Origin of the sequence: Alteromonas sp. LOR (genome assembly GCF_000753865.1) — a bacterium.
In the GTDB taxonomy this organism is placed as follows: Bacteria; Pseudomonadota; Gammaproteobacteria; order Enterobacterales; family Alteromonadaceae; genus Alteromonas.
The window spans coordinates 36,555-48,307 of record NZ_JQFW01000031.1 but is presented as its reverse complement, the minus strand read 5'-3'; the positions used below and the strand labels follow the sequence as shown (position 1 = coordinate 48,307).

The 11,753-nt window shown below is 44.0% G+C and carries 14 protein-coding genes; all 14 read right to left on the bottom strand.

The genetic code is table 11. The annotated features are described in order from the left end of the window. Positions 1–11 precede the first annotated feature (11 nt). The 14 genes from atpH to JV36_RS0111580 all read right to left on the bottom strand — a co-directional run bounded on the left by atpH (position 12) and on the right by JV36_RS0111580 (position 11,719). Positions 12–545, bottom strand: a complete 534-nt coding sequence (gene atpH, locus JV36_RS0111645) for a F0F1 ATP synthase subunit delta (protein ID WP_032095249.1) — start codon at positions 543–545, stop codon at positions 12–14. A 14-nt stretch (positions 546–559) separates the two neighbouring features. Then, on the bottom strand, positions 560–1,030 hold the full coding sequence (gene atpF / locus JV36_RS0111640) for a F0F1 ATP synthase subunit B (RefSeq protein WP_032095248.1): 471 nt from the start codon (positions 1,028–1,030) through the stop codon (positions 560–562). 45 nt (positions 1,031–1,075) lie between these two features. Then, complete coding sequence (atpE, locus tag JV36_RS0111635; RefSeq protein WP_032095247.1) at positions 1,076–1,297, bottom strand: F0F1 ATP synthase subunit C; 222 nt, start codon at positions 1,295–1,297, stop codon at positions 1,076–1,078. A gap of 94 nt (positions 1,298–1,391) precedes the next feature. Beyond that, positions 1,392–2,225, bottom strand: a complete 834-nt coding sequence (atpB, locus tag JV36_RS0111630; protein WP_032095246.1) for a F0F1 ATP synthase subunit A — start codon at positions 2,223–2,225, stop codon at positions 1,392–1,394. A 76-nt stretch (positions 2,226–2,301) separates the two neighbouring features. Beyond that, complete coding sequence (locus JV36_RS0111625; protein ID WP_032095245.1) at positions 2,302–2,688, bottom strand: ATP synthase subunit I; 387 nt, start codon at positions 2,686–2,688, stop codon at positions 2,302–2,304. Between the two features lie 206 nt (positions 2,689–2,894). After that, positions 2,895–3,773 (bottom strand): ParB/RepB/Spo0J family partition protein, encoded by an 879-nt coding sequence (locus JV36_RS0111620; protein ID WP_032095244.1) that lies wholly within the window; start codon positions 3,771–3,773, stop codon positions 2,895–2,897. Positions 3,774–3,818: 45 nt separating this feature from the next. Further along, entirely contained in the window at positions 3,819–4,613 is a 795-nt protein-coding gene (locus JV36_RS0111615; RefSeq protein WP_032095243.1) for a ParA family protein, read from the bottom strand. Positions 4,614–4,626: 13 nt separating this feature from the next. Beyond that, positions 4,627–5,271, bottom strand: coding sequence for a 16S rRNA (guanine(527)-N(7))-methyltransferase RsmG (gene rsmG, locus JV36_RS0111610; RefSeq protein WP_032095242.1), 645 nt, complete (start codon positions 5,269–5,271; stop codon positions 4,627–4,629). A gap of 31 nt (positions 5,272–5,302) precedes the next feature. Beyond that, positions 5,303–7,204 (bottom strand): tRNA uridine-5-carboxymethylaminomethyl(34) synthesis enzyme MnmG, encoded by a 1,902-nt coding sequence (gene mnmG, locus JV36_RS0111605; RefSeq protein WP_032095241.1) that lies wholly within the window; start codon positions 7,202–7,204, stop codon positions 5,303–5,305. Between the two features lie 704 nt (positions 7,205–7,908). Further along, a complete protein-coding gene (locus JV36_RS0111600; protein WP_032095240.1) occupies positions 7,909–8,733 on the bottom strand; it encodes an ATP-binding protein in 825 nt (274 codons plus the stop codon). Between the two features lie 6 nt (positions 8,734–8,739). Further along, the gene (locus JV36_RS0111595; protein WP_032095239.1) at positions 8,740–9,408 is read right to left on the bottom strand and encodes a DnaT-like ssDNA-binding domain-containing protein; all 669 of its coding nucleotides are present in this window, start codon (positions 9,406–9,408) and stop codon (positions 8,740–8,742) included. Then, positions 9,405–9,842 (bottom strand): FMN-binding protein MioC, encoded by a 438-nt coding sequence (gene mioC / locus JV36_RS0111590; protein WP_032095238.1) that lies wholly within the window; start codon positions 9,840–9,842, stop codon positions 9,405–9,407. The genes JV36_RS0111595 and mioC overlap by 4 nt, the downstream gene beginning before the upstream one ends. Before the next feature lie 3 nt (positions 9,843–9,845). Then, on the bottom strand, positions 9,846–11,234 hold the full coding sequence (mnmE, locus tag JV36_RS0111585; RefSeq protein ID WP_032095237.1) for a tRNA uridine-5-carboxymethylaminomethyl(34) synthesis GTPase MnmE: 1,389 nt from the start codon (positions 11,232–11,234) through the stop codon (positions 9,846–9,848). A gap of 2 nt (positions 11,235–11,236) precedes the next feature. Beyond that, entirely contained in the window at positions 11,237–11,719 is a 483-nt protein-coding gene (locus tag JV36_RS0111580; RefSeq protein WP_032095236.1) for a YajQ family cyclic di-GMP-binding protein, read from the bottom strand. Between the last annotated feature and the right edge of the window lie 34 nt (positions 11,720–11,753).

Genomic DNA, 11,753 nt, shown 5'->3' with positions numbered 1-11,753 from the left:
TCTTATCCCCGTTATGCTTGCAACGCGTCTGCTAGACGGTTCAATTTCGACTTTACGGAACCATCAATTACTGTATCACCGGCATTTATTACCATTCCAGCGATCAGGGCAGGGTCCACGTTACAATTAAGCTTCACTTTACGTGCCAAACGTTTTTCCAACGACGCAATCAGTTCAGATTGTTGTGCGTCAGTCAGCGCTGAGGCTGACGTTACGTCAACTTCTATTTCTTTGTCATAATCTGCTTTAAAAGCATCAAATAACGCAGATATTTCAGGCAACGCGGCTAAACGTTTATTTTCGGCCAGCACCTTCATCAGGTTTTGACCGTATTCATCGAGTTGCTCACCACAAACATTCACAAAAATGTCCGACAGCGTGTCAGCGGCAACGGCACCAGTTAATAACTCGTGCATTTCATCGTTAGCAGCAACTGCACCGGCGAAGGTGAGCATTTCTTGCCATTTTGCAACAGCACTTTTCTCGACGGCAAAATCGAAAGCGGCTTTAGCGTAAGGACGAGCAACGGTTGTCAATTCAGACATGGCTCATCTCCTTCTCAAAGCTCAGCGACAAGTTTTTCAACAATGTCGTTTTGTGCGTTAGCATCGATTTCACGTTGTAAGATTTGCTGCGCGCCAGCAACTGCTAATGCAGATACCTGCTTGCGCAAATCTTCTTTGGCACGATTGCGTTCAGCTTCAACTTCGGCATAACCAGACGCGATAATTTTTTCGCGTTCTGCATGACCTTTCTGCGTTTCTTCGTCAACCAATTGGTTGGCGCGCTTTTTGGCCTGCTCGATAATTTCAGCTGCTTGCGCTTTCGCGTCTTTCATTTGCTCAGTGGCTTTCGCTTGAGCAAGTTCTAAGTCTTTCTCTGCGCGTTCAGAAGCTTCAAGCCCATCGGCTATCTTCTTTTGACGCTCTTCAATCGCTGCAATCAGCGGTGGCCACACATATTTCATGCAGAACACCACGAACACAGCGAAGGCGATTAATTGACCTATAAAAGTGGCGTTAAAATTCAAAATCGCCCCTCCTCTTAAAGTTCGCTAAAAAAGTGGTTAGTAGAATTAGGCACCAACAGCGAACAATAGGTATAGAGCGATACCAACACCGATCATTGCGATGGCATCGATAAGACCCGCTACGATGAACATCTTAACTTGTAGTTGAGGTGCTAGTTCAGGTTGACGAGCAGCAGATTCTAGGAATTTGCCACCAAGTAGACCGAAACCAATAGCGGTACCTAGGGCACCAAGACCAATCAGTAGTGCAGCAGCGATGTATAACATTTACGTCTCCGATTTTAAGTTAAATTTAAAGTTAAAAGTAAAACTCTGTAAAAACGGCGCCAATTTTCCAGGTTTAATCAGCGCTCGTTAATGCTTAATGTTCTTCACACGCCAAGCTTAAGTACACGATGGTCAACATCATGAAAATAAACGCTTGAAGTGGAAGTACCAAAATATGGAACACAGCCCACATGAAATGTAGTGGAAGCTGGAAGTAACCGATAGTGGCTATCAGAATAAAGATAAGCTCACTGGCATAAAGGTTACCAAACAAACGTAGCGCAAGTGATAACGGACGCGCTAACAGTGTTACTGTCTCAAGAATAAAGTTTATCGGGATAAACGCAGGGTGTCCGAAAGGCTGCATTGTCAGCTCTTTCATGAAACCGCCAATCCCTTTCATCTTGATTGAATAGAACAAGATTAAAATGAATACACCTGTTGCCAAGGCAAAGGTTAGGTTCAAGTCAGTGGTTGGTACTGCTTTGTTGTAAACGTCGTGCGGATCCATACCAAATGCGGCTTGGCCAATTAACCCAGACACCCAAGGGATAAGGTCAACAGGGACTAAGTCCATTAGGTTCATCAATAAAACCCAGACGAAAATAGTCAGCGCAAGGGGTGCAATAAGTGCACTGCGTCCATGGAAGGTGCTTTTCACGTTGTCATCAACAAACTCGACAACCAACTCAACGAAAGCCTGCATTTTGCCAGGTACGCCAGTGGTTGCTTTTGACGCAACACTTCTAAAGATAATTAGAAAAAGTAAACCAAGTCCAATTGACCATGCCAGTGTATCGACATGCCATGCCCAAAAACCAGCATCAGAACACGCTTTGTTAAAAGCGATTCCATTGTCAGTTGAGCACATGGTGGCATTGGTCAAGTGGTGCTTGATGTATTCTGAGGTAGTGTATTCAGATGCCATTGTTTAACCCAAGTTGTAAAGTGTAAAAATTTAGTAACTGGTTATCGTGTTTCTAACGGTTTCGCTAATGTCGTTGTTATTCTTTCGAACCGTAATGAAACATTGCTAGCGCGTGGCTAACGGTTGTAATCACAAATGCCATAAACAAAACAAGTGGCACAACGTGTAAAAATCTAAATGCAATTACAAATAAAATAATTGTCAGCGCCAATTTCATTTTTGAACCTTGGCTAAAACTGCGTGCAACAAGTTCATTTTTACTCGCGCCAGCGTAACGAAACGCAAATGCAGTAAAAACTATTTTCGGCAAGATACTGATTAAGGCACCTGTCGCGGCTGAACTAGCCGTTATTAATCCGCCAACAAGCGCTGCTAATGCAACCATTACGGCGGCCGTGACAATTTGAAAAAGTAGCCCTTTTTTGGCGAGGGTCAACCCGCGTTTCGCTAACTTGTTTGTCACACTATCTCGCTGCTTGTTCACGTCTTACAAAAAGCGTCAGAAGTATACTGTTTTACCGACAATTTTCAACAGTACAACGCTTTTTGAAAGTTATTCTGAAAATTTCCTATTGCTATAACCGGAAAGGAGAGTGTCCGTTGTTGTTAACAAACCTTATCTCTAGGGCAAAAATGCCACGGTAAACAATAATACAAAGACCCAATAACCTATTGAATTTTAGAAATAATTCCATCTAATTGCTCTAAATCACTAAAGCTAATTGTCAGTTTTCCTTTGCCCTTCGCATTGTGGTCTATATTCACCTGTGCGCCTAAATTTTCTGAAAGTCGCGTCATAAGGTTTTGAACATCGGGATCAATTTTCTTTTCCGGCTTGGGTTTTGCGGGCTCTAAAAGCTTTTTCACTAGCTTTTCAGTGTCTCTTACCGTTAGTCCTTTGCCCGATACAATTTGTGCGGTGTCAGATTGAGTGTCGCCATCTAAGGCAAGTAATGCCCGTGCATGGCCCATTTCAATATCGCCGTGCTCAACCAATGTTTTTACATCGTCGTTAAGATTATTCAAACGCAATAAGTTAGATACCGTTGTACGAGATTTTCCAACCGCTTCAGCCACTTCTTGGTGAGTCAGTGAAAACTCACTCATTAAACGGTCTAACGCCTGCGCTTCTTCCATTGCGTTTAAATCTTCACGCTGAATATTTTCAATCAGCGCAATGGCAACAGCTGCCTCATCAGGCACATTTTTAATTAGGCATGGTACTTCATCAAGCTGCGCTAGTTGGGATGCACGCCAACGACGTTCGCCGGCTATAATTTCAAAGCGATTTTCATCTACTTTACGCACAACGATAGGTTGAATAATACCCTGGGCACGAATCGATGATGCTAATTCTTCTAGCGCATCTGGCGACATGTCTTTACGAGGCTGATATTTTCCAGGTACCAAAAATTCGATGGGAATTTTACTTAACTCACCGTTCGTTGATACAACCTCTGCGGCATCCTGTTCTCTTTGAGACGATGATTGGCTAGTAGCAAGAAGCGCATCTAACCCTCGGCCAAGGCCTCTTTTACGTGCTGACATAGTGTCCTCTATGGCATGTGCTGATAGGTAGCAGCTTATTTTTGTTTAACTCGCTTTTGCCTGAGAAGGCGAAGTTTTGTCCCTGCGTCGCAGAATTTCACCAGCAAGTGCTAAATAGGCTTTAGCACCGGTCGACGACTTATCGTAGTACATTGCTGGCGTTCCAAAACTTGGGGCTTCAGCAAGACGAACGTTTCTTGGTATCACCGTGCGATATACCTGCTCACCAAAATGACGCTTTAATTGCTCTGAAACATCGTTAGCAAGGCGATTTCGAGGGTCGTACATAGTACGCAAAACGCCTTCGATCTTCAATTCAGGATTCACAACAGATGCCAATTTTTGGATGGTATCCATCAATGCAGTTAATCCCTCAAGGGCATAATATTCGCACTGCATAGGAACCATCACAGAATCTGATGCCGCTAATGCGTTAACAGTGAGTTGGTTAAGCGACGGCGGGCAATCGATAAAGATAAAGTCGTAATAATCGATAACGGGTTTTAGCGAGTTGCGCAGGCGAACTTCTCTGGCAAACATTTCCATGAGTTTAATTTCAGCAGCAGTCACGTCGCCGTTTGCTGCAATGAGATCGTATTTACCAGACGTATTCTTAACGATGACCTCATCAATGGGCTTCTCTTCGATAAGTAGCTCGAATGCCGTTGCATCGACTTCATATTTGTCAACGCCGCTTCCCATTGTCGCATTTCCTTGAGGATCAAGGTCAATAAGCAAGACTTTTCGCTTAGTCGCCGCCATGGAAGCTGCAACATTTACCGCTGTGGTTGTTTTACCCACACCGCCTTTTTGATTCGCGATTGCGATTACCTTTGCCACACTAAATCCTGTTTTAACGTTGCTGTGTCTTTCTCAGCCAAACTAAATGTCTTTCTCCATCCAAATTCGGTACTGTGATGTTTTCAGTGTTCACAACTTGAAAGTGATCACTTACTTCATCTATCTCGCTTTGTGGAAATTGACCTTTTAGTGCTAAAAACTGCCCATCTGAATCTACCAGATGTTCGCACCAGTGCAACATATCTTTTAGCGATGCGAAAGCGCGACTAAGTACAATATCGTATGGCTTGTCGCCGACATGATTTTCTACACGGCTGTTGACGGGCGTTACATTGGTGAGTTTGAGCGTATGCACGCATTGTGTCATAAAGCGAACCCGTTTACCCAAACTATCTAACAGCGTAAAGGTTTTATCTGGAAACGCTATGGCCAAGGGCATTCCCGGTAATCCGGGCCCGGTTCCCACATCAATAATATTCTCACCGGTCAAGTGCGGCACAATGGCGAGTGAATCTAGAATGTGTTTCACCATCATTTGCCTTGGGCACCTCACGGAAGTGAGGTTATAGGCTTTGTTCCATTTATCAATAAGTAAAACAAATTCAACAAGTTGGTGTTGCTGCTTTTCGGTTAAATTGAGTGAAAGGGCCTCGAGTCCAGAGGCCAATATACAATGCAAGTCTTGCTGTGTAGTCATCAAAAGGATTCTGTCTTGATATTGAGCGCGGTTAGGCGCTGATTTTTTCGTGTTTTCTTAGCATGCCATGTTTTTTTAGGTAAACCAGAAGCAGCGATATCGCCGCTGGTGTAATACCTGATATTCGCGACGCTTTGCCTATTGTTTCAGGTCGAGCCTCGGTAAGTTTAGTAACAACTTCATTGCTAAGACCAGAAATTTTACTGAAATCCATATCACGTGGAAGCAACGTATTCTCGTGGCGCTGTGCTTTGGCTATTTCATCCATCTGACGCGCAATATAACCTGCGTATTTAATTTGGATTTCTACCTGCTCAGCGGCTATCGGATCGGTGAGTCCAGGTCCAACGCTTTCAATTTCCATTAACTGAGCATAGGTCATCTCTGGGCGACGAATTATTTCCTCTAGAGAATGTTCACGACTCACCGGTGTTTTTAGCATGGTGTTAAGTTGAGGTGTTGCAACGTGATCTTTGTGTATCCACTGGCTGCGCATACGCTGAGTCTCAGTTTCAACGGCTTCCATCTTTTCGTTAAACTTAGCCCAACGCGCATCATCAACTAAACCAATTTCTCTTCCACGGGCCGTCAGGCGACTATCTGCATTGTCTTCTCGCAGTAATAGTCTGTATTCAGCACGGCTGGTAAACATGCGATAAGGCTCTTTCGTCCCCATCGTAGCCAGATCATCGATAAGCACACCCATATAAGCCTGATCCCGACGCAAAATGAGCGGGTCTTTTTGCTGAACTTGAAGCGCAGCGTTAGCGCCAGCCACTAGACCTTGAGCCCCAGCTTCTTCGTAGCCAGTAGTGCCATTGATTTGGCCGGCAAAAAATAGTCCATCGATAAATTTGGTTTCTAGCGTTTGCTTGAGATCACGCGGATCAAAGAAATCATATTCAATAGCGTAACCGGGTCTAACGATATGCGCATTTTCAAAACCTTTGATGGAGCGAACAAGGTTCATTTGAATATCGAAAGGTAAACTGGTTGAGATCCCGTTTGGATAAACTTCAATGCTGTTCAGTCCTTCAGGCTCAACAAAAATCTGATGAGAGTTTTTATCTGCAAATCGCGTAATTTTATCTTCAATGCTAGGGCAGTAGCGAGGACCTATTCCCTCGATATTTCCAGTGAACATTGGAGAACGGTCTAATCCGCCGCGGATAATGTCATGGGTTTTTTCGTTAGTGTGAGTGATATAACACGGAATTTGTGTTGGATGCATATCACGATTACCCATAAACGAAACAACCGGAGTAGGGTTGTCGCCTGGTTGAGCTTGCATAACTGAAAAATCCAGTGAGCGTGCATCAAGTCTTGCAGGTGTACCTGTCTTTAAGCGATCTACGCGAAATGGCAGTGCTCGTAGTCGGTCAGCCAATGCGATAGACGGGGGATCGCCTGCTCGGCCTCCGCGGTAATTTTCTAACCCAATGTGGATAGTACCACCTAAGAACGTACCTACCGTTAGAACAACAGTTTGCGCTTTGAACTTTAAGCCCATTTGGGTAACAACGCCGCAAACGCGATCGTTTTCGACAACCAAGTCGTCTACGCTTTGCTGAAATAACGTGAGGTTAGGTTGATTTTCGACAATGCTGCGGATCGCGTTTTTGTAAAGCGTCCGATCCGCCTGAGCGCGTGTTGCTCGAACGGCAGGACCTTTGCTTGAGTTCAACGTTCTAAATTGAATACCACCGTGATCGGTAGCCAGTGCCATTGCACCGCCTAAAGCGTCGATCTCTTTAACCAAGTGACCCTTACCAATTCCACCGATCGCAGGGTTGCACGACATTTGGCCAATCGTCTCGATATTGTGAGTAAGCAAAAGTGTATTTGCACCCATGCGTGCAGCGGCAAGAGCGGCTTCTGTGCCTGCATGACCACCACCTACAACGATGACATCAAATGCTTGAGCATAAAACATGGAGTAAACCTCACTGAAAACTATCGATAAACCAAAATCTTTTAGTCAGCATTTGCTGAAAAAAGGGCGCGTATTTTAGCTGACTTATTACCTAAAGAAAATGATTAAATTTTCCTCAAACTAGAGGTTTGAAAAAGTGTGATCGGCTTTAGTGATCTTAAGATCTCTTTTAGATATGTTTTATATTTACTTTTATTAGGATCGGCAAGATCTGTGGGTAACCGATCAAAACGCATTTAGATCATCGTCTTACGCGATCAATAACTTTGGGAAACACAGTCATATAACCCCCTATTGATCTTGTGTATAAACAGCCTACTTATCCACACAAGCTAATTTCAAAAAAGTTATTCTTTTTACGATCAGAGCTTATACACAGGGCGTTGTAGGATCCTATCCACAGGCCTGATCAAGATGTGATCCAGCTGGGGATAAAATGTTTGCGAATTCTACATTGGGATCGCAGGATCGAGCAAATACAAGGTGTTCAAAGGGATCTTCCTGTGGAGGAGATCTTTCCACAATTTCCTTGTGGATCATCTGATCGCTTGATCCCATTATTATAAAAATAATTGCGTCCTCAAAAAATATTTATCCTTTTTTATAATTTTAAGGGATAAAAACAAAAAAAAGACAACAGAGATGAGCACTCTGTTGTCTTTAATTTGAAGTATTTTGATTGTAACGGCGTTACCTTAATACGATTAACGCACCTGGTTTGGTTGGTACCTCGGTGTGGCTGAAGAGCTTTCTTCTTCATGATCAGCCGTTAATTCATCGCGCCTGCTAGGACCTTGAAAACGCACTTTGTAGGTATCGTATTCTCGTATAGACTCGTAGCAATAGCGTCCTAGCGCATTCTCTAGTTCTGCAAGGTTATGGTTGGTAATAAGAATACAGTTTTTCTTATTCACCAGTCTTTGACGTAAAAGATTACCAAACCAGCTTTGTGCGTTCTTTTTTAAGATGCTTTCGTTAACGCATACTTCATCTAGGATCAGCAAGTCAACGTTAAGTAGTTCGTGGTGTATCTCTCTAAATCGTTGGCCTGCATTATCTGAGGCTGAAAAATCGAAAGAGAAATTTCGCATCTCCAAAATAGTAGAAAGCTGCCTGTACAACACAGATATTTCGTATTGGTCGATAAGCTGATGGGCTATTGCACCTGCAATATGTGATTTACCGCGCCCATAATCGCCGTAGAAAATCATCATGTGAGAGCCGCTTTGACGCCACGCAGGGTCATCATGTGCCGCGATAAATGACTGAGCAATTGATACCGCTTCTATTACATCATCGCTATCTTCAACGAGGTTAGAGAAGGTCCACTTAGGATTGAGATCGGAACGCCCGTGTATGGCCTCCACACGCGCTTTCTTGCTGCGCTGCTGTAGTTGCGATATCTCTTCATTAGCCTGTGCTTCATATTGCTTACGCAGCGTTTTGTAGTCGATGTATTCGTTATCCGGATCGACGGGCTTATTCAACGCCTTGGCTAAATTTGCGATTTTATCTGTAATGCGATCCATATTGAATTAACTCTTTTTTGATGAGGCGTACTTGGCGACCAACTTCTTTGCATTATCATCCGCTTCTATGCCTGCTGCAACTTTCACTTGCTGACTACCCACAACTTTTGTTGCAGAGTAGCCTGATGCCAGTCTCTTACGCTTAATATTGTTAGCAAATTTTTGCGTCCACTGAAACTCACTAAATATAGAACTAGGCCGGCCTAACCAGTACGCTACGAATTCTCCGATATCATTATCGTCAAAGGTTTTGTCAATAATGCCAAGTAAGTTCGCCATTTCTTTAAACAGGGCGCTGTTTGGTTTCCAGTCCTGGGTCATAGCGGTGTGCTGTTTGTGCAGCACATCAAAATCTGAAACAGGTTCACTCAGTAACGGCAGCAGTAATGTTTTACCGTTAATACTGCGCTCTAAGTCGATATCAAGAGGGAGGGTAATTAGGCCCACTTGTTCTAGCTGTTTTAGCAGGCTATTGATTTGTCTCCCTCGTAAATAGTGAGGCTCTTTGCTGTCACCGTTAAGTAGTGCTAGCAATGACTTATAATCAATAGCCGATGAAGACGTGGTAGCGGTGTTGGCATTTGTGCGCAGGCCCAGCATGTACAGCACGCGACAGTCATTGGAAATGGGAGACTGCAGAACCGTTAGTTCAGCTTGGGTAAGAGGTTTACTCATGCGGGTTCTAGTACGCCTTCAAACCATTCACTGGCGATATCTTCTGGGATTGGATGCTCAAGCACATCAACATGAAGCGCTGGAGTATTAAGGGTACCGCCACGCTCTGTGATGAGTGACTCCATGGTTTTAGCGCCATAACAGAATGTGTCATAGCTTGTATCGCCTAATCCCACAATATAGGCACTGACTGAGGACAGGTCAGTAGTTTTTAACTGCCCTGCAAAGGGCTGTATATTGTCGGGTAGTTCGCCAGCGCCGTGGGTAGAGGTGCACACTAACCAGTGCGCCGATGTAGATATATTGTCAAGGTTAGGCTCAAGGTGAATAGTGTAGGTAAAACCCTTTTGCTTTAACGTTTCTGCAAGAGCGTCTGCAACGTATTCCGCAGCACCTAACATTGTGCCAACTATAATTTCAAAGTGCTTAGTCATTAACTATTTACCAATACAAAAAGAAGAAAATATCTTTCCAAGAAGATCATCAGAGGTAAATTCACCCGTGATTTCGCAAAGTGCCTGATGAGCTAATCGCAATTCTTCAGCTAAAAGTTCACCCGCCATTGCATCATGCAGCTGTTGCTCTCCCGTTGTCACGTGATTATTTGCTTGGTCGAGTGCGTCAATGTGTCTACGGCGAGCAATAAATTGACCTTCTGTCGTCGTATCGAACCCCATGGTGGTTGCTAAATGAGACTTTAACGTATCAACGCCGTCTCCTTGCTTCGCAGACAAATTGATAACAGAAATATCGCCTTGCTGAGTGGCAACGGTACTGTGGCCTACATCTAAAGTGCTTAAATCGGCTTTATTTCTTACTACAGTAACCGGAATACCAAGGGGTAAACGCTGCATAAATTCTGGCCAAATCTCGAACGGGTCGATGATAGATGTGGCTGTGGAATCCACGACAAAGAGAACGTGATCGGCATCGCTTATCGCTTGCCAGGCACGTTCAATACCAATCTGCTCAACCTTGTCGGGGCTTTCTCTTAGACCTGCGGTATCGATTATGTGAACGGGCATACCATCAATATGAATATGCTCTTTTAATACATCTCGGGTTGTACCGGCAATGTCGGTGACTATGGCACTTTCTCTACCAGCCAGTGCATTCAGTAAGCTTGATTTACCCGCATTGGGTCTTCCGGCGATAACCACCTGCATACCTTCGCGTAAAAGAGAGCCTTGCTTTGCTTGCTCTCGCACTGAAGCTAAGCTTTGAACAATGGCTGAGAGGTCCCCAGACACTTTGCCATCAGAAAGAAAGTCTATTTCTTCTTCAGGAAAATCAATAGCTGCTTCAACATACATGCGAAGATGAATAATTTGGTCGGATAGGGTTTGGATTTGTGTTGAAAACTCACCTTGAAGGGAGCGTAACGCACTGCGAGCCGCTTGTTGTGAACTTGCGTCTATTAAGTCAGCAATGGCCTCTGCCTGAGCTAAATCGAGCTTATCATTGAGAAATGCTTGCTCGCTAAATTCGCCAGGATTGGCTAATCGAGCGCTGCCTGTAGCGAGTACAGCGTTAATAAGCATGTCCATAACAACTTGACCGCCGTGCCCTTGAAGCTCAAGTACATCTTCACCAGTAAATGAGTTAGGGCCCTTAAAGAAAAGCGCGATGCCTTGGTCTATGACGGTTTTTTTACTATCAATAAACGAAGTATAGGCAGCTTGTCTAGGAGTGAGTTCACAGGGCACTAACGCTTGTGCGACTTCCTTTGCCTTTGGGCCTGACACGCGAATAATTCCCACACCGCCTCGTCCTGGAGCCGTTGCCTGAGCAGTAATAGTGTCCGTTGAGAAGGTGAGTGAATCCATAATTAATCGCGAAAATTCTTAAATTGAAACGGTTGACCTAGGTCAGACGATTTAACCAATGCCATTACTTGTTGAAGGTCGTCACGTTTTTTACCCGTCACGCGCAGCTCTTCACCCTGAATCGCAGTTTGAACCTTCATTTTGGCATCTTTAATCAGCTTAACGATTTTCTTCGCCATAGGCTGCTCAATACCTTCTTTAAACGCAATGGTTTGGCGATAGGTTTTGCCATGGGCATCAAAAGGTTTTACGTCTATGGAAGACGTATCCACATTTCGTTTTGAACAAGCCGTTCTAAACATGCTTTCCATTTGCTGAAGTTGAAATTCAGCTTCTGCTTTCATAACAACGGTTTTTTCTTTGTAATCAAAGCTAGCTTCAATTCCGCGAAAATCGAAACGCGTAGAAAGCTCTCTGCTTGCGTTTTCCGTAGCGTTTCGCACTTCTTCCATATTTATTTCTGAAACAATATCGAATGATGGCACAGTAAATTCCTCGTTAGACAAAACAGCCCGCGTA